Below are 18,636 nucleotides of genomic sequence, written 5' to 3' on the forward strand. Positions count from 1 at the left end.
CCTCCCTCCGCGCGTCCGTGCCCGTTCTCTACTAAGAGAACCGGCGAAGCCCCCAGATACTTCCGCGCGTCGTCGGATAATTCACACGGTCGCCGGGCACGCCACAGGCCGCGAAGTCGGCAGTCTGGTGTGATGACGGACGAGTCGGGGACGGAATGGCGGTTCGAGGTGCTCGGGCCGCTCCGGGCGTGGCGCGGCGATGCCGAGATCCCGCTCGGGTCGCCACAGCAACGGTCCGTGCTCGCGATGCTGGTCCTGCGCGAGGGCACCCCGGTGTCGATCGGCGATCTGGTCGACGGGCTGTGGGGCGAGGCGCCGCCCGCCCACGCGGTGGCCGCGCTGCGGACCTACGTCGGGCGGCTGCGCGCCGCGTTCGGCCACCGGGCGCGGGACCGGGTGCTCGTCTCGGCGGGCAGCGGCTACCGGCTCGCCCCCGGCCTCCACACCGATCTCGGGGACTTCACGCGCGAACTCGCCGACGCCGAGGCCGCCAGGACCTCCGGTGACCCGGCGGGCGCCCACGCGATCCTGCTGGCCGCGCTCGCGCGGTGGCGGGACGAGCCCCTAGCGGGGCTTCCCGGCCCGTACGCGCGAGCGCAGCGGGCCCGGCTGGCCGAGCACCGGCTCGCCGCGCTGGCCACCCGGCTGGAGGTCGACCTCACGCTGGGCAGGCACGCCGAGGCCGTCGCGGAGCTGACCGAGCTGGTGCGGAGACATCCCCTGCGCGAGCACTGGTACGCCCTGCTGATGCGGGCGCTGCACGAAAGCGGCAGGCACGAGGAAGCGCTCGCGCGCTACGCGGAGCTGCGGGACGCCCTGGACCGCGAACTGGGCTGCGAGCCCGGCGAAGACCTGCGCGCCCTGCACGCGCGGCTGCTCGCCGGGCCCACACCCGGGGCGGGCGAGCGGCCGCCCCGCGCGGTACCGGCCCAGCTGCCCGCCGACATCACCGACTTCGCCGGGCGCGCCCGGCAGACCGCGACGGTGCGCGCGGCCCTCACCGCGGGGATCCCGGTCGCGATCAGCGGGACCGGCGGCGTCGGCAAGACCGCGCTCGCCGTGCACGTGGCGCACGCGGTGCGCACTCGGTTCCCTGGCGGACAGCTGTACGCCGATCTCGGGGGCGCCGAGCCCCAGCCCGCCGCGCCCGCCGAGGTCCTCGCCGAGTTCCTGCACGCGCTGGGTGTGCCGCGCGCGGAGATACCGGCGGCCGCCCGCGACCGATCCGCCACGTTCAAGTCCCTTGTGGACGGACGGAAAGTACTGGTATTCCTGGACAACGCACGAGACGTCGAGCAGATCGAGTCGTTGCTGCCGGGCGGGGAGGGCAACGGGGTGCTGCTCACCGGGCGCGCCCCGCTCACCGCGCCCGGCTTCCGGCCGGTCCCCCTCGGCACTCCACCGCCGGAGGAAGCGCTTTCTCTGCTCACCGGACTGGTGGGCGAGCTTCGCGTGGGCGCCGAACGCCCCGCCGCGCTGAAGGTGCTGTCCGCCTGTGGCTTCCTCCCGCTGGCGATCCGGATCATCGGGGCGCGGCTGGCGAGCAGGCCGTCGTGGACCATCGCTTCGCTCGCCGAACGGCTGGCAGGCGAACGGCGGCGGCTGCGCGAGCTGCGGATCGCCGATCTCGCCGTGGAAACGACCTTCGAACTCGGCTACACCCGGCTGGAATCCGCGCAGCGCAGGGCGTTCCGGCTGCTTTCGGTCATCGACGGTGCCCGGTTCTCCCCGCCCGCGGCGGCCGCGGTGCTCGACGTGCCGGAGGACACCGCGCTGGCACTGGTCGAGTCCCTTGTGGACGCCGGGCTGCTGGAGGAGCCGACGCCGAAGGAGTACCGGTTCCACAATCTGGTGAAGCTCTACGCGCGGCAGCGCGGGGAGGCGGAGGACGAGACCGCCGAGCGGTCGGCCGCCCTCACGCGACTGGTCGACTTCGCGCTGGCGACCACGCGCAACGCCTACCGGGCCGTCGAGCCGGAAGGCGTGCTCGCCGACCGGCTCGGGCCCACCACCTCGCCCGGACTGCCCTTCGCCCGCGCGAAGGACGCCTACCGCTGGGTGACGGTCTGGCGAGCGGCGCTGGTCGCGACCGTCCGCCGGGCCGCCGAAAACCCCGGCTGCCCGCTGCTTCCCTCGGCCGAGCTGCTGTTCGTCGTCTGCCTGCTCGCCGACGACGGCGCCGCGAGCCGGGATTTCGCGCGCGCGGGCCGGGCGATCGCGCGGCGCGCGGAGGGCCCCGAGGAGAAGGCCAGCGCCGCGCGGGCACACGTGGTGCTCGGCAGGGTGGCGGCGGAGCACGGCTACCCGCGGCAGGCCGAGGAGGAACGGGTGCGCGCGCTGCGGCTCAGCCGGGAGATCGACGACCGCCTGCTGATCGCCACCTGCACGCTCGCTTCCGGGATCATCGCGCTGGAAACCGGGCGCCACGCCGAAGCGTCCGCCGCGCTCGACGAGGCGCTGGCGGTGTACCGGGCGCTGGGCGACCGGCCGGGCGAGCTGTACTCGCTCGTCTACCGCGCCCGTGCCCAGCTCGGCGCGGGGAACGCCGCGGACGGCCTGGCCACGGCCGAGCGCGCGGTCCGGGTCAGCCGGGCCTGCGGTGGCCCCGGCGGGCTCACCGCGCACACCGCGCTGGACCAGCTCGGCACCGTGCTCGCCGAGCTGGGCAGGACCGACGACGCGATCGAGGTCCACCGGGAGTCCCTGCGGCTCGCCCGGCGGAACGGGGGCGCGGCGCACGAGGCGGCGACGCTGGTGCGGCTGGCCGAGCTGTCGCTGCGCGCGGGCAGGCCGGGCGAGGCGATGGACTACGCGCGGCAGGCCAGCCTGACCAGCCAGCGCGTCGAGCACGCGCGGCTGAAGGCCTTCGCGCTCGACCTGCGCCGCCGGGCGATGGCCGTGCTCGCCGCGCGGGGCGGGCGCCGTGCACCGGCCATCCCCGCCCAGTCCGGCACCGACCGGCACGAGCCCGAGCGGGAGCCACTGGGCCGCTGCGGCGGGTGCGGCGCGCGCTGAACCGGCGCCGGGGCGCGGTCAGTTCCCGGTCTTCGGTGGCGCCGCCGGCGCCTGGTGCAGCGAAAGGTCCTGTCCCGCCGCGGCGTCCTGCGCCCACTCGCCGGCCTGGGCGGTCCAGGTCTGCCCGGCGAAACTCACCTTGTCGACACCGAGCTGCTCTGCGCGGCCGACCAGCCAGCTCGCGATCGTCCAGCCCCGCCCCGCCGGGTGCGCGCCGCTCAGCCGGGCGGTGCCGAGCTCCTCCGTCGCCGCCGCGGCCAGGTCGGCGGGCCCGGCGAGGGTGAGGTTGCGACACGTCAGTGCGGCCGGGCGCAGCCCGGTGAACGCCGCGGCCATGAGCCGCGACTGCGGTTCCCACTGCGCGTACGCGTCGGGGACGCCGGAGAGCTGGACGCCCTGCGCCGCTTCGGTGATCGGGAGGTTCTCCCAGTTCGGCAGCTTCGCGAGCTTGCGGTAGAACGCCGTCGCCGCGTAGACCGGGTCACGCAGCTGATCCGGTTTGCCCCAGCCCTGGCTGGGACGTTGCTGGAAGAGCCCGACCGAGTCCCGGTCACCGCCTTCGAGGTTGCGCAGCTTCGACTCCTGCAACGCCGTGGCCAGCGCGATCGTCGCCGCGTGCGCGGGCATCCCCAGCTTGACGCCGACGGCCGAGATCGTCGCCGCGTGCCCCATCTGCTCCGGGGAGAACGTGTACGTCGTCTCGGCGCCGTCGTTACCGGGACCGCGCACCGTGCATCCCGGCGTGGCGACGGTGTCGCGGGTGGCCGCGATCCCGATCACGATCCCGGCGACCACCACCACGACCACGCCGAACGCGATCGCCAGCTTCAGACCGCAGCCTCGCAAGCCCCGCTCCCCTCGTCACCGTCCGCACCAGCCCGTCGCTTGTCCAGACGTCGTGGACCGGCGCGGGTTGCGACGGCCGGCTCGAACGCGACAAGAGGGAGTTATCGTACCGGGCCCGGCACCCGGGCCCACACGGCGCCACGCGATGACGTGCGCGTTCCTCACTGGAGCGTCCTTTGTGGACTCACCTGCCGTTCGTCCACTATGGGCAAACCCGGCCCCGCGCACCCGCGACCGGCACCGGCGCGGGCGTCCACGAGCCCGGTTTTCCTGCCATAGTGGAAGAACAACCGAGATCTGGGGGACAGCGTGATCACTCGCCGTAACGCGTTCAAACTGGCCGGTGCCGTCGGGGCGGGCGCGGCGGTGACCTCGCTCACCGGCACCGCGGCGGCCGCCGCCACCGGCCGCGACGTGCTGGCCGTGGTGGAGAAGGGCGACCGCAGGCTGGCGTTCTTCGACCCCGACAGCGGCGAACGGCTTTCGGACGTAGTGCTCGGCGACTACCCGCACGAGATCGTGGCCGACGCCGAATGCCGTTACGGCTACGTCGGCCATTACGGCGTCGAGTTCTCCTCCGCGCCCGGCCAGGGCGGTTCGGCGGTGTTCGTCGTGGACCTGCGCGCGCGGTCGCTGCTGCGCACCATCGAACTGGGCCCCTTCCACCGCGTCCACGGGGTCCGGATGGACGCGGCGGGCAGGCTGTACGCGCTGAGCGAGGAGCAGGCGGTCCTGCTCGGGGTGGACAATCCGCGCACCGACCCGGCCCCGTCCCGCGCGGTCGCGACGGGCGGGATCAAGACGCACCTGTTCTCGCTCAGCCGCGACGGCGAACGCGCGTACGTCACCGGTCTGCTGTCCCACACCGTGAGCCTCGTCCGCCCGCACGACCCGTCGGTGCCGCCGGTGGTGACGACCCCGGGCCAGCTCCCGGAAAGCAGCTGCCTGTCCGCCGACGAGCGGACGTTGTTCGTCGGCGCGCGGAAGACCCCCGCCGTCGTGGCGCTGGACGCGCGGACCCTGCGCGTCAAGAACGAGCTGAAGGTCCCGGGGGATCCGCTGCGCGTCTATTCCGTCGGCGAGGACCGGCTCCTGGTGACCGACCTGACCGGCAAGTCGATTTCCTTGCTCCGCACCGATTTCCGCCCGATCTGGACGGCCGCGATGCCCGGTCAGCCCGCCAGCGTGGCGTTCCACCCGAGCAGGCCGGTCGCCTACGTGTCCCTTTTGGACACCCAACGCGTCGCCGTCGTCGACCTTGGCGGCGGCCGGATCACCTCGTCGTTCCCGACGCTGCGCCAGCCGGACTCGGCGGTGCTGATCCCGGCGTCCTGACCGAGAACGAGCGTTCGCCACGGCTCCCCGGGATCACGCGCTTGAAGCCGAGGCCGGTAACACGGCATGGGAATGCGGGGCCGGTACGGGCTGGAACGCAGGTTTTCTCACTAGGGGCGAAGATGTCTCGTACGCGTCGTTGGGGACGCTCACCGTCCCCAACGACCCGTTCGCGACACGACCTTCGACCGACCTGACGTCCCGAAGGCTCCTTTGAAGACAGTGAACGTCTCGAAGGCCCCCTTCAGGACACGACACACCCTCGACCACCCACCACTACCGAGAAAACCACATCGAGGTTTTCTCACTAGGAGCGGTGAGTTCTGGCGCCCGGGGTGTGCTGAAGGACGCCTTCGGTGCGCTCAGTGCACTGAAGGCGTCCTTCAGCGCGGCCAACGCACTAAAAGCGTCCTTCAGCACCCGCGTGCCCCACGAAAGGCCACCAGCATCACTCACCACCCCCAACGCCCCGCTCGGGACCCGGGCTCGGCTGAGACGATGTCGCGAATGCGACATTCGCGACGCTGAACGTCGGCAATGCGACATTCGCGACACCAGCACAACCCACTACCGAGAAAACCACATTGAGGGGTCTTTACCCGTACGGAATGCACTACCGCCCGATCGGCGGTACCCTTCACCGCTGGCCACCTTGGGACACTCGGCCACAACCGTGGTGGAGGTTCACAACGCCCCAACAGTCCGAACCGAACAAGCACGAGAAAAAAGATGAGCGAGAGCGACGGAGCCAGGGTGACGGCCAGCCGTTGCCGGGCTCCCCTCCGCCATCCCGCAACGAGCCACCGCCGGGAAAGCACGGTAAAGATGATTGATTGGGAACGAGCGTTCGCCACGGTTCCCCGAGAGCACTTCATTCCCGATGAGATCTATGAAAGAACCGAGGGAAACCAGCATATTACCATCAGACGCCACCGGGAACCCGAACGGTGGCGGGAACTGGTGGAGTCCGATGTTCCCGTCATCACTCAGCTCAATGACGGAAGGGAGACGGACGGCAGCCTCGTCAGTTCGAGCTCATCCATGCCTTCCGTGATGAAATCCATGCTGTACGCGCTCGAAGCCGAGGCCGGTGACACCGTATTGGAGATCGGGACCGGTACGGGCTGGAACGCCGCCCTGTTGAGCACCGCGTGCACGGTGACCACGGTCGAAGTGGACACGATCCTGGCCGAACAGGCACGAAAGAGACTCCGCGCCTACGATGTGGCGGTCATCGCGGGAGATGGCACGCACGGGTATCCCGGCAACGCACCTTATGATCGGATACTGAGCACCGCATCGGTGACGAACGCCGTCCCCTACGAGTGGATCGAACAGACCGCGCCCGGCGGCCGGATCGTGGTCCCCTGGGGAACCGACTTTCTGGCCACACCTCTCTTGCGGATGACCGCGCACGGAGACGGCACGGCTTCGGGCACGTTCGACGGCCAGGCCGATTTCATGCAGCTGCGTGATCGGCGCATACCACGAGAAATCCCTGAGCGCGAAAACGATCCGTACACGGAATCGACAACCGATCTTCATCCCTACTACGCGGTAGGTGATCTTGACGGAAGCGCGTTCGCGGTCTCGCTTTTCCTGTCCGATGTCCAGTACAACGCCCTCGACGTGAACGACGAACAGAAATATGAGCTGCTGTTGTGGGACAGGGCCCGCTCTTCATGGGCCACGGTCGGCATAGGCGAACCGGGCGCGCATCCCGTGCGCAGGCATGGGCCACGCGATATCTGGAAAGAGATCGAGGCAGCGGTCGAGTTCTGGGCCGCGCACGGCAAGCCTCGGTACACCCGGTTCGGAGTCATGGTCACACCGGAGCGACAGTGGGTCTATCTCGACGACCCCGCCAACGAAGTGAACACGCTCCGCTAGTTTCGGCGGCCGGGAAGGTCCGTCAGGGCAGCAATCGCTGTTCCTTGGCCACCGCGACGGCCCCGGCCCGGGTGTCCACGCCCAGCTTGTCGTAGATCCGGCCGAGATGCGTCTTCACCGTGGCCTCGCTGATGAACAGCCGCCGGGCGATCTCCCGGTTGCCCAGCCCCTGGGCGAGCTGCCCGAGGATGTCCCGCTCCCGGTCGGTCAGTGCCGGCCGCGGCGCGCGCAGCTGGGCGAGCATCCGACCCGCCACCGGAGCCGACAGCGTGGTCCGGCCCGCGGCCGCCGACCTGATCGCCGTGTACAGCTCGTCGGCGGACTCGGCCTTGAGCAGGTAGCCGGTGGCCCCGGCCTCGACGGAGCGGGTGATGTCGGCGTCGGTGTCGTAGGTGGTGAGCACCAGCAGCCGGGGTGTGTCCGGGCCGGGGGTGGCCGTGCGGATCCGCCGGATGGCCTCCACTCCGTCCATGTCGCCGCCCAGCTGCAGATCCATCAGCACCACGTCCGGGCGCAGCGCGGCGGCCATGGCGACCGCCTCCCCTCCGGTCGCGGCCTCGCCGACCACCTCGATGTCGTCGGAACCGGCCAACAGCGCGCGCAGTCCGGCCCGCACCATCGCGTGATCGTCGCAGAGCACCACGCGGATCGGCCGGTCACCGGTCATGGCCGGGCCCCAGCGGGATCGCGGCCGAAATCGCGGTGCCCTGACCGGGCGCGGACTCCACGGTCAGCCTGCCGCCGAGCTGGACGGCCCTGGCGCGCATGGCGGGCAGGCCATGGCCACGCCCGGCGCCGCCGGCGCCCGGATCCGCCGGGTCGAAGCCGCGGCCGTCGTCGGTGATGTCCAGCACCACCTCATCGTCGAGGTAGGTGAGGGTGAGCGCCACCCGGGACGCGCCCGCGTGCTCCCGCACGTTCGCCAGCGCGCCCTGCCCGATGCGCACCAGCGTGGACTGCACCCGGCCGGGCAGCGGCCGGGCGGCGCCGTCGACCCGGACGCGCACCGGCAGCGCCTCACGCCCGGCCACGCTCCGCAGGGCCTGTTCGATCGAGTGGCCGGTGAGGTCGGCGGGTGCCAGATCCTGCACGAGACCCCGCGCCTCGGCCAGGTTCTGGGCGCCGATCCGTTGCGCCGCGAGCAGGTGCTCCCGCGCCACCGCCGGTTCGGCCCAGGCCCGCTCGGCCGCCTGCAGCAGCATCGCCTGACTGGACAGGCCCTGCGCCAGCGCGTCGTGGATCTCCCTCGACAGCCGCTGCCGCTCGTCCAGTATCCCCGCGCGCCGCTCGGTTTCCCGCAGCCGCGCCGCCTGCCCGCGCATGTAGGTGATCGCGGCGGCCGTGACGGCGGCGACGGCGGGCGGCACGATGGTCAGGTTCGGATCGAATCCGTCCGCGAGCCGGTTCTGCGAGATCACCACCAATGCGGTGACCATCGCCACCAGCGCCAGTGCCGGGACGGTCGGCAGGGTGCGCAGCCCGGTGACGAACAACGGGACCGCGCACCAGGCGAAGCTGGGCGCGAGCAGGACCAGCACCACCCACAGCGCGGTCACCGCGGTCAGCCAGGCCAGGTACGGCGCCGAGACCCGTTCCGGCCCGGCGATGCCCAGCACCAGGCCGACGACGTAGCACGCGGCCAGGCACCCGGACAGCCCGATCGCCCATGGCGCGGCGGGCTCGCCCCGGTGGTGTTCGAGGAAGCGCACGATCGAGGCGATCAGCAGCAGGAAGAACGCCGTGTGCATGGTCGCGGCCAGCCACCGCGCGTCCCGATCGGTCATCGCCACCCTCCGTTCCGGTCCGATCGTCGTCCCCCCATGAGCCTGACCTGCGTGAACGTCCCCGACATCAACCGATCGGACGACATGGGTGTCGCCCGGTCCGGGCCGCGAGCCCAGCCGGGACTCCGATCTCCGGCCGGGTGCGGCGACCCACGATGGACACATCCCACCCAGCCCCAAGCCAAGGAGCAAGTCATGCGGAAGTTCACCACCAGGGCCCGGATCGCCACCGTCGTGGGCGGGCTGGCCGTCATCGGCACCGTCACCACCGGCGCGCTGGCCGCCAACGCCGCCACCCCGGCCGCTCCCGCTCCCGCCGCGGCGAAGGACGTGCCCCGGGGACTGGTCCAGACCTCGCACCTGTCGATCGCCGCCGCGCAGAAGGCCGCGCAGGCCGCTCTGGACGCGGCGACGAAGGCGGGCCAGCACGTGTCGGTCGCGGTGGTCGACCGGGACGGCACCACCGTGCTGAGCCTGCGCGGCGACGGCGCGGGCCCGCAGTCCCCCTCCTCCGCCCAGGCCAAGGCGTTCACCGCGGTTTCCTGGAACGCCAAGACTTCCGACCTGGTCGGCCGCCTCCAGCAGAACCCGACGCTGAAGGACATCCAGGGCACGCTGTTCCTGGCCGGTGCCGTCCCGGTGGACGCGGGCACCACCCCGATCGCGGCGATCGGCGTGGCGGGCGCCCCTTCCGGCGCCCAGGACGAGACCTTCGCCCAGGCCGGTGCCGACGCGCTCACCAAGTAGAGCCGCGCCTGTCCGATGTGGACACTACAGCGGTTTGTCCACAGAGGACAATAATCCTGCGCAACGGAAACGGCCGGGGCCGGTAAGTCCGCTTACCGGCCCCGGCCGTTTCCGCCCGTCAGGAGGGTTCGCCGAGTGCCTGTTCGATCTTGCACCGCAGCTTGTTCATCCCGCCGAGGTGAAGCGCCTGGCACGCTCAGCACGGTGCGACGGCACCCTGGGTACCGACCGCGCACCAACCCGGGTGTTCCCGCAACCATCGCCGGCGGGCTGCTTCGATATCGCTTGGGGTGAGGCCGCGCGCGGCGTTCACGCAACCGCCGGTCTGGCACTTGACGTTCGTCCCGGGCTCATAGCACTGACTCTCGTCCTTCAGGCAGGCATCCTTGTCTTGCGACGCCGTCGAGGTGGGCGTCGGCGGCGCGGTCACGGAGCGGGCAGGCGGCGCCGAGCTGGGAGCGGTCGTGGCCGAGCCGGCGGTGAGCCCGGGCGTCGGCTGAGGTGCCGACGTCGCCGTGGTGCTCGGCACCGTTACCGGAGCGGGACGGGTTGTTTCGACAGGCGAGCAAGCCGTCAAGACGGTCAGCAGCACTGCCAGTGCCATCGACGCCCCCCTGCGTGACATGGCTCGAAACCTCACGCCGCGGGCTGCTCGGCCACGAACACGCCGAAGGCTCATCGGTGCACTCCCTCAGGTAGATGAAAGGGAGTCGGGTCCGTGCCTGGAGACGTTACGTCGACAACCACCTGGGGCTGGCGAGCGGGCCAGCCGGCCCCAGGCCGGTTTTCCGTCCGTCAGGAGGGGTCGCCGAGTGCCTGTTCGATCTTGCGCTGCAGCTTGTTCATCCCGCCGAGCCAACGATCGGGCTGGGTCGCGCGCGCGGCGTAGTAGTCCGCGACCTCCGGGTGCGGCAGAACCAGGAAGCGGTCCTCGTCGATCGCGGCGAACAGGGCGTCGGCGACGGCCGAGGGCTCGATAGCGGACGCGCCCATGAGCAGGTCGCCCGCCGGGCCGGTGTCCTCGAGCATCGCCGTGCGCACGCCCTGCGGGCACACGGCCTGGACCTTCAGGCCGCGGTGCCGGTAGGTCGCCGAGAGCCATTCCGCGAAGGCGAGCGCCCCGTGCTTGCTCACCGCGTACGGCGCCGAACCGAGGATCGTCAGCAGCCCGGCCGCGGAGACCGTCGCGACGAAGCGCCCGTTGCCGCGCTCCAACCACCGCGGCGTAAGCAGTTTCGCCGCCCGGACGTGCGCCATCACGTTGACGTCCCAGGCCCGCGCCCAGACGTCCTCGGGCGTGTCCTCACCGCCCTGCGGAGCGATCCCGGCGTTCGCGCAGTACACGTCGATCTCGCCGAGTGTTTCGCGGGCGCTCTCGATCAGCCGGGTGACGCCGTCCTCGGTCGCGACGTCCCCGGTGAACGCGGTGCCGCCCACCTCCTTGGCGACTTCCCCGGCGGCACCGGCATTGAGGTCCGCGACGACGACCCTGGCGCCTTCGGCGGCGAAGCGGCGGGCGAAGGCGGCGCCGATCCCGCCCCCGCCGCCGGTGATGACGACCCCCGCGCCGCTGAAGGTCACAGGCCACCGCCCAGCGTGACGCCGCCGTCGAGTACCAGGGTCTGGCCGGTGATCCAGCCCGCGTCCTCCGACAGCAGGAACGCGACCGCGCCCGCGATGTCGGCGGGCACGCCGAGCCGCTTGAGCGGGTAGGCCGCCGCGACCTCTTCCTCGCGACCCTCGTACAGCGCGGTGGCGAACTTCGTCTTCACCACGGCCGGGGCGACGGCGTTGACGCGGATGCCCGGCCCCAGCTCGGCGCCGAGTTCCATGGTGAGCCGGATCAGCGCGGCCTTGCTGACGCCGTAGAGGCCGATGCCCGGCGAGGCGCGCAGCCCGCCGATCGAGGCGACGTTCACCACCGAGCCGCCGTGCTCCCCCATCCACGCGTCGCGGGCGCGCTTGGTCCAGGACAGCGGCGCGAGCACGTTGACACCGAGGATCTTCGCCGCGGCGGCGGGGTCGATGTCGAGCACCGGACCGTAGACGGGGTTGATCCCGGTGTTGTTGACCAGCATGTCCAGCCGCCCGAACGCCTCGATCGTCCTGGCGATCGCCTCGTCCTGGTGGGCGGTGTCGTCGGCCTTGCCGGGCACCGCGATGGCGACGTCCGGCCCGCCCAGCTCGGCGACGGCCTCGGCGAGCGGTTCCGGCTTGCGCGCGGTCACGCACACCTTCGCCCCGCGCTCGACCAGTTCCTTCGCGATGCCCAGCCCGATACCCCTGCTGGCCCCGGTGACGATCGCGACGCGATCCTTCAATGAGCTCACTGCACTGTCTCCTCGTTCCGCGCGCGGGCGGCCGCCGAGCGGCCGCTTGACCGACAGATCCGGGGAAAGCACATCGGCCCGGCGATCTTCCGCCCGGCCGATGCTAGTCCACCTGACCATGGCGACCGCTTTCACCAGCGCATCCCGCCCGGAACCGAGCGGTCACGGCACCCACGCCCGAGTCAGGGTTTCGCACACCACTGGCGGCGATCGCCGCCCTCAGCGTGACATACCGACCGGTCGGTCTCGACCCCGCACGCTGAGATGTCGGCCACACACACCTCGTCCACCGGACACGCGCTTCCTTCGCCCGTCGGAGAAAACGCTCTCCGGGCACCGCGCGGCACGCGTCCCGGCCGATTCAGGCGCCTTCCATTGCCCGCACCAGGCTCCGGGGCCGCATGTCCGTCCACCGCGTCTCGACGTAGTCCAGGCAGGCCTGCCTGGACTCCTCGCCGAACACCTTGGTCCAGCCCGCGGGGACCTCCGCGAACGACGGCCAGAGCGAGTGCTGCCCCTCGTCGTTGACGAGCACCAGGAACCGGCCGTTTTCGTCCTCGAACGGATTGGTCACGAGTCCTCCATCGCGTTGTTTAGGCTACCCTAACCTTAACCGGTCGCGTGCCGGTCGGCGGATCGGTCCGCCTTCGCGGTGATGTGGCAGCGCGGTGGTGTGACGGCGCGGCGCCGGATGTCCCGGCGACCGGACGGCACCGCCCGTCCCCTTCGCGCCGCGGCTACCCCGCGGCCAGGTCGGCGGGCCCGCCCTCCAGCCGGTCCGCGAAACCCGCCCACACCCTGGCGTGGTTCCTGGCGAATCCGGCGACCACGCCGTACAGGTGCGGCGGGACGCCGCGCAGGATCCGTTCCCACTCCTGCCCGTCCATGGAGTGCATGGCGAGCATGCGCAGCAGGATGCGGCCGGCCTCGCTCAGCCGCAGCGCGGGATCGGCCTTGAGCCGTTCCAGCAGCGCGAGGCGATCCCGATCCAGGGTTTCGCCGAAATCCGGCTCCGTCCAGGACGGCGGATGCGGTTTGGCCCGCAGCCTCCTGGTCCCGTCCGGGGTCGGGCTTTCCCCACGCTCCAGCCTGCCCCGCACGTCCCGGACCGTTTCCGGGGAAATACCGACCTGCTTGGCGACCTGGCGGAGCGAAAGGCCCGGATCGCTGCGAATGAGCTCGGCGGCGAGCCTTCTTCGTTCCGAACCGTCGACCGGACGGATCCGCCCGTCCCGGCCGATCCTGGCCTCGCCGCCGCCTTCTCCCCCGCGCCTGCGCAGATCGGCCACCGTGCCCGGGGAAATACCGGTCGCCGAGGCCACCCGCCGGTCCGACCACTGCGGATGCGTCCCGATAATACGGACGGCCGCGCGCTTGCGATCGGCGAGGGAAAGCGGCAAACCATGCCGGATGTTCGCCTCGACGGCCAGCACGAAGGCGTCCGACTCCGTGCCGTCGATGAACCTTGCCACGATCTTCGTGTCGCCCCTTGCCTGCGCCACCTTCAACCGGTGCAGGCCATCGACCACCTGCATCGTCGGCCGGTGCACAAGAATGGGCGGCAGCTCTCCCGCTGCCGACAACAGTGTCTCGACGTGCTCCGGATCCTCACCCGAGGTTCGTGGCGAGCATACGGAAGACAGCCGGGACAGCTCGATTTCGACTACGGGGAGAGCGACGATGTCAACTCTCGACGGATCCACCTAGCGCCCCCATTGGATCTCTTCTTAGTCAGCTTTACCTTGCGGACAGAATTCAGCCACATCGCCGCTTGCTTGACCAGCGTCGACAGTGTAGAATTCTGTTTTCTCTTTTGCGTGCAGGAGAATGCGCGTTCCCGCACGCCTCCATCCCCAGAAGCACCCTGAAAGTCGGCCCGAACTCCAGAGGTGTCCGCTGAATACCGATACCCGAGGCTTTGCCTTTGCGGCAAAGCTCATCGAATTGCAGAACGTTTCCTGCCAACAACCATGTTAAAGGGGGTCATTTGCCTGATCCACCCCCTTGCCACGGACATTCGGCCCCGGCGCTCCGGCCGCCGCTGGTGATCGGGATCCCGCGAGCCGTCCCCCGCGGGACACATCCAGCCGGACCCGCGACGACGCGAAGTCCGGCGTCGGGTGATACGAGCGTGTGCCGGACGGCGCACCGTCCAAGTGTCCGACCTCGGTGGTTGGACACCGCGATCCCGGCCGGGTTCACCCCGGCCACCTGGCCTGCGGCCTCGACGTCGGCGATCTCCTTGGACACCAACGACCCCGTGCGCGCGAACCGCCGCCCTGCTCCCCCAGCTCGCCGACAGCGACCCGCCCACCAGCAGACCACCGGGACCCGGGAACGGATCCGCCCCGGAGTTCCCGGCAGCCACCGAGCCCGGCCCGGTGGGTTCACCGGGCGGAATCCCGCTCACCTCGTGGTCGGGAGTCACCGTCGCACCCCTCAGTCCCCAGTGAGTGCACACCAGCTCAGCATGGCATGTTCGATCTTTGTTGGCAATTGACGAACAATACGCGCCACCCACGTCGAAGGCCTCGTCCAAGATCAATAATTCGGCCTTTCCCGGACGGCGCCGACCTCCCCGCCCGCCATCCGTGCGCTGCCCTCACACCGTGCGGGTACGACCGGAACACCACTGGTCGATCCGCTTGCCGATCTCGGTGAACAATTCACCGATCCGGATTTCGGCGCGGGACAGTTCGCTCGATTGGGCGAGTAAATACAGGCCGCCCGGGACTCACCGCGATTAATCACCGTTCCCGATCGCACGATTGGCCACCATCCGCGTGATACGTCCTGATCGGGGCCGGGCGCGGTCCGCCACGCAGCCCATCCCGCCGACCTGGCTCACGCCGTACCACGATGGTCATCGATGCCGACAACGCCCGGCACCCGGCGTCGCACCCCGCCGCTCGTCGCGCCTCGCCGTTCCGCACGACGACCGACGCCCGGCGATGTGCGGCGCGCTCGCGGCGGCACCGGGGCACGCGCCGGGCGAGGCTGACCGTACCCGAGCGAACTCGCGCGGCTTGTTCGTCCACGCGAAACCGACGGGCACGCCGTTCCGGTCCGCGGCGGGGCTATCGCGGCCGACGCGGCTGACGGTACGCTCCGCGACGGAGGGGCCCTCGCGATCTCACTCACTTCCGCGGCGGTCAGGGAACGCGAACAGCGCGCTCGGCCGCCCTCGGGGTGACCATCGCCGGCAGAGCCGCCCCGAAACCCGATCTCACCGCCGCCCGGCCGTCACGACACGACGCGCCCCGCGGACAGTGCACCTAACCCCCGTCGAGAACGCGGCCCTCGGCAACACGAAAAGTCATTAGTTTTACATATTCACAAGAAGCGATTCCCCGGGGAAAATTGCTCCCGATGACCAGCCCGTCAGGTCCGGCGGGCTACCGCCGGTGTCGTGATCGGACACCCCCAGTCCGAGAACGACACCGGCACCCGGAGGTGGGACGTACGAACCGGTTGCGCGACGGGTGCGTCCCACCTTCGGCCCCGCCCGGCACCGGGCGCCGACCCACCTCTGTGGACACGACCGGCCCCGGAATCCGTCCACGAGCACGAAAAAGCGGGTGTGCGCGGCTTCGAGCCGCACACACCCGCCTTCCAGCCGACCGAATCGGAACGTCCCGGGCCGAACGCGCTATTCGACGGGAAAGTCGAAATAGGTGTCCGGGTAGGGTTCGTCCTTCAGCGTGTAATGCCACCACTCGTAATCGTAGGCCTGAAAACCGCCGGCCTCCATGATGGCGCGAAGCTGCCGACGGTTTTCCGCTTCGCCGGGCGTGATTCCCGGCGCCCCGTGGTGCGAGACCTCGTCCATCAGGTCGTGGTCACCGCCCATCGGGGCGAGTTCGCCGGTCGCCAGCCGGTAGATCGTCAGATCGACCGTGCTGCCCCGGCTGTGCCCCGACTTCGTCGCCACATACCCCCTGTCGAACATCTCGGACCGCTCGATGTTCGGGTAGTGCCGCGACTTCGTCCGGCCGTCCTCCGGCTGCTTCGACCAGCGCAGAAAGCAGTCCACGGCGCGTTGCGGGCGGTAACCGTCCCAGATGAGCAGGCCGAAGCCACGGGACGCGGCCTCGTCCCGCGCCCGTTCCAGGGCCGCGCACAGGGCCTTCGTGCCGACGATGCGGTTCGCCAGGTAGCCGTCGACCGGTTTGCCGGTGAAGTTGTCCCAGGTGGCGTACTTGGCGTCCCACCGGATCCCTGGCACGATCTCGTCTACGTGGACGAAATCATCCTTCATCGTCTTTTCCCGCCAGCGTCAGCGAAATCAGCCGGTCCAGCACCTCGGCGAACGGCATGCCGGCGGCCGCCATCATGCGCGGGTAACGGCTGTAGGAGGTCATCCCCGGCAGGGTGTTGACCTCGTTGAGCACCACGCTGCCGTCTTCCTTCAGGAACAGGTCCACCCGCGCGAGTCCGCGGCACCCCAGGGCGCTGTAGATCTTCTTCGCGGTCTCGTGCACCAGCGCGCGCGCCTCGGGCGAGATGTCGGCGGGCACGGTGATCGTCGAGTTCTCCGAGCCCTTCTCCGGCTCGTTCTCTTGGTGGATCTTGAAGAAACCGTGGGAAAGGTTGATCTGGTCCGACTCACCGGCGATCAGGTCCATGCCGTTCCCGAGGATCGAGCAGCCCACCTCGCTGGCGACGACGGCGGCTTCGATCAGCACCTTCGAGTCGTACTGCCGCGCGACCTCCATCGCGTCCGCCAGTTCTCCCTTTTCGTTCACCTTGGTGACGCCGAAGGACGAACCCGAACGGGCGGGCTTGACGAAGATGGGGTAGCTGAAGCTGTCGGGGTCGACCTTCTCGTTCTCCGCGATGATCCAGAAGTCCGGCGTGGCGATTCCCGCGGCCCGCACGACGGTGTAGGCCAACGCCTTGTCCATGCACAGCGCGGAGCTCTGGATGTCGCAGCCGACGTAGGGGATGCCCGCCAGCTCCAGCAGCCCCTGGATCGCGCCGTCCTCGCCCAGCTTGCCGTGCAGGACGGAGAACACCGTGTCCAGCCGGATCTCCTGGTAGGCCCCCTGCTCCAGCACGAGCAGCCCGTGCACGCCGCGGTCCGGCGACAGCACGGCAGGCTTGCCGTCTTCCCAGTTCTCACCAGGACCGTCGCAGAGCTTCCAGACGCCGCTCTCGGTGATCCCGATCCAGTACGGTTCGTACTTCTCGGTGTCGAGGCTTTTCGCGACTTCGCGCGCAGACTTCACGGAGACAGGGTGCTCCTCGGAGCAGCCCCCGAAGATGATTCCGACCTTCAACCTATCCATGCTGCTTGCTACCTTCAAACTTCAGACAGTTGGTAATGGACTGTTCGACAGTGTCGCTCAGGGCATGCTCGGTGTAGTACGCGGTGTGCGGGCTGATCAGCACATTGGGCAGCTTGTGCAACCGCAACAGCAGGCCACTTTCAATGGTTTTGTTCCTGCAGTCGGCGTAGAATATACCTTCCTCTCCTTCGAGGACATCCAACGCCGCGCCGCCCAGCGTACCGTTTTCCAACTCCGCGATCAGAGCCTCGGTATCAATGAGCGCACCGCGTCCGGTATTGATGACAAACGCATCGTGTTTCATCTGCTTGATACGTTCGCCGTTCAGGAGATGGTGCGTATCCGTGTTGAGCGGCGTGTGCAGCGTCACGATGTCGCTCTGTTTCAGCAATTCGTCGAGAGAAACGTAGTCGGCCGCGACGGCGGGACGATTGTCGTACGCCAGCACCTGGCAGCCGAAACCGCGCAGCCTGTCCATGACCGCGGCACCGATGCGCCCTGTCCCCACGACCCCGACGGTCATGTCGCGCAGCTCTTTCCCGCGCGTTTCGTTCAGCCGGAAGTCGTGCGCATCCGCACGGCTGATGATGGATTTCGCGTTGCGCACCATCATCAGCATCAGCATCAAGGTGTAATCGGCCACGCTGTCGGGCGAGTAGGCGACGTTTCCGACGGCGATACCGACGCTCTCCGCGTAGTCCACGTCGAGGTGGTTGTATCCGATGCTCCTGGTGGAGATGTACCTCACGCCGGCCTGGCTGAGCGCGAGCAGGGTCGGGTTCGGGATGTGCGTCTTGTGCCCGACACTGACGCATCGATTTCCCGAGGCCAGCTCGACGTTGGCCGCCGACACCGCCGCATCCGTGATAGTGGGCACAATACCAAATCGAGGCGCCATCTCCCGGAACAGGACCTCCTCGTCCTGTTCGCAGCTATAAACCGTGATTCCCATTTTTGCCATGATTCGGATTGTCCTTCTAGTGCGGCACCGCGCTCGCGCGATCGCCGTGTCTTCGCCGACCACCCCGGAGACCACCCGCCGACGTGCGCGAAGGCAGGTCGGCGGGCCTGGACCGGAGGGTGCCGGGTATGCTGGTCACCGCTGCATCCGCAGATCGTACGTGGGGCCGGGGCAGCTGCGTGGGAGGCGCGATCCCCATGTCGGCCGCGTCGCCGGGCGCGGATGTGACGGGGGCACTCACCTGGCGAGCGATTTTCTCTTCCGGGTCAGGTTTCGAAAGCGCTTCACAAAGCGACTGGGCCCGATACCCCGGTGAACACCGTCCAAGGGAGACGGCACCACCGGCCACGCCGAGGCCGCGCGACGGGCCGCTGGTCGTGCTGGTTCGCGGTGAGGCATACCTCCAGTCAGGACGGCATGATGATCTCGGCGGGTACGAG

14 protein-coding genes are annotated in these 18,636 nt (G+C 69.8%); 4 read left to right on the top strand and 10 right to left on the bottom strand.

Going from position 1 to position 18,636, the window contains the following annotated elements; all coding sequences use genetic code 11:
* Positions 1 to 132 precede the first annotated feature (132 nt).
* The gene (locus ABD987_RS03010) at positions 133 to 3,015 is read left to right on the top strand and encodes an AfsR/SARP family transcriptional regulator (protein ID WP_345386573.1); all 2,883 of its coding nucleotides are present in this window, start codon (positions 133 to 135) and stop codon (positions 3,013 to 3,015) included.
* 18 nt (positions 3,016 to 3,033) lie between these two features.
* Here the strand turns inward: ABD987_RS03010 and ABD987_RS03015 are convergent, their stop codons facing one another.
* A complete protein-coding gene (locus ABD987_RS03015; protein ID WP_345386575.1) occupies positions 3,034 to 3,861 on the bottom strand; it encodes a hypothetical protein in 828 nt (275 codons plus the stop codon).
* A gap of 309 nt (positions 3,862 to 4,170) precedes the next feature.
* On the opposite strand from ABD987_RS03015, the gene ABD987_RS03020 reads away from it, so the two are divergent.
* Positions 4,171 to 5,196, top strand: a complete 1,026-nt coding sequence (locus tag ABD987_RS03020) for a YncE family protein (RefSeq protein ID WP_345386577.1) — start codon at positions 4,171 to 4,173, stop codon at positions 5,194 to 5,196.
* A gap of 825 nt (positions 5,197 to 6,021) precedes the next feature.
* Positions 6,022 to 7,086 carry a methyltransferase domain-containing protein gene (locus ABD987_RS03025; protein ID WP_345386579.1) on the top strand — a complete coding sequence of 355 codons (1,065 nt, stop codon included), beginning with the start codon at positions 6,022 to 6,024 and terminating at the stop codon, positions 7,084 to 7,086.
* Between the two features lie 22 nt (positions 7,087 to 7,108).
* Here the strand turns inward: ABD987_RS03025 and ABD987_RS03030 are convergent, their stop codons facing one another.
* Together ABD987_RS03030 and ABD987_RS03035 are read right to left on the bottom strand one after the other, a co-directional pair.
* Positions 7,109 to 7,753, bottom strand: a complete 645-nt coding sequence (locus tag ABD987_RS03030) for a response regulator (RefSeq protein WP_345386581.1) — start codon at positions 7,751 to 7,753, stop codon at positions 7,109 to 7,111.
* Positions 7,743 to 8,870 (bottom strand): sensor histidine kinase, encoded by a 1,128-nt coding sequence (locus ABD987_RS03035; protein ID WP_345386583.1) that lies wholly within the window; start codon positions 8,868 to 8,870, stop codon positions 7,743 to 7,745. The genes ABD987_RS03030 and ABD987_RS03035 overlap by 11 nt, the downstream gene beginning before the upstream one ends.
* Before the next feature lie 195 nt (positions 8,871 to 9,065).
* Here ABD987_RS03035 and ABD987_RS03040 point away from each other — a divergent pair, with 195 nt between their 5' ends.
* Positions 9,066 to 9,617: a GlcG/HbpS family heme-binding protein gene (locus ABD987_RS03040; protein ID WP_345386585.1), complete on the top strand. Its 552-nt coding sequence runs from the start codon at positions 9,066 to 9,068 to the stop codon at positions 9,615 to 9,617.
* 795 nt (positions 9,618 to 10,412) lie between these two features.
* Here ABD987_RS03040 and ABD987_RS03045 read toward each other — a convergent pair.
* The 7 genes from ABD987_RS03045 to vanH all read right to left on the bottom strand — a co-directional run bounded on the left by ABD987_RS03045 (position 10,413) and on the right by vanH (position 18,196).
* Positions 10,413 to 11,198: an SDR family oxidoreductase gene (locus tag ABD987_RS03045; RefSeq protein WP_345386587.1), complete on the bottom strand. Its 786-nt coding sequence runs from the start codon at positions 11,196 to 11,198 to the stop codon at positions 10,413 to 10,415.
* Positions 11,195 to 11,947 carry an SDR family oxidoreductase gene (locus ABD987_RS03050; RefSeq protein WP_345386589.1) on the bottom strand — a complete coding sequence of 251 codons (753 nt, stop codon included), beginning with the start codon at positions 11,945 to 11,947 and terminating at the stop codon, positions 11,195 to 11,197. The genes ABD987_RS03045 and ABD987_RS03050 overlap by 4 nt, the downstream gene beginning before the upstream one ends.
* A 361-nt stretch (positions 11,948 to 12,308) precedes the next feature.
* A complete protein-coding gene (locus ABD987_RS03055) occupies positions 12,309 to 12,521 on the bottom strand; it encodes an MbtH family protein (RefSeq protein ID WP_345386591.1) in 213 nt (70 codons plus the stop codon).
* Between the two features lie 163 nt (positions 12,522 to 12,684).
* Positions 12,685 to 13,482 (bottom strand): winged helix-turn-helix transcriptional regulator, encoded by a 798-nt coding sequence (locus ABD987_RS03060; protein WP_452039177.1) that lies wholly within the window; start codon positions 13,480 to 13,482, stop codon positions 12,685 to 12,687.
* Positions 13,483 to 15,596: 2,114 nt separating this feature from the next.
* On the bottom strand, positions 15,597 to 16,205 hold the full coding sequence (gene vanX, locus ABD987_RS03065) for a D-Ala-D-Ala dipeptidase VanX (RefSeq protein WP_345386595.1): 609 nt from the start codon (positions 16,203 to 16,205) through the stop codon (positions 15,597 to 15,599).
* Entirely contained in the window at positions 16,195 to 17,235 is a 1,041-nt protein-coding gene (gene vanA / locus ABD987_RS03070) for a D-alanine--(R)-lactate ligase (RefSeq protein WP_345386597.1), read from the bottom strand. The genes vanX and vanA overlap by 11 nt, the downstream gene beginning before the upstream one ends.
* Positions 17,228 to 18,196, bottom strand: coding sequence for a D-lactate dehydrogenase VanH (gene vanH / locus ABD987_RS03075; RefSeq protein ID WP_378213958.1), 969 nt, complete (start codon positions 18,194 to 18,196; stop codon positions 17,228 to 17,230). Before vanH ends, vanA begins: the two co-directional genes overlap by 8 nt.
* Positions 18,197 to 18,636: the final 440 nt, after the last annotated feature.

This window comes from Amycolatopsis samaneae (assembly GCF_039541975.1).
GTDB lineage: Bacteria > Actinomycetota > Actinomycetes > Mycobacteriales > Pseudonocardiaceae > Amycolatopsis > Amycolatopsis samaneae.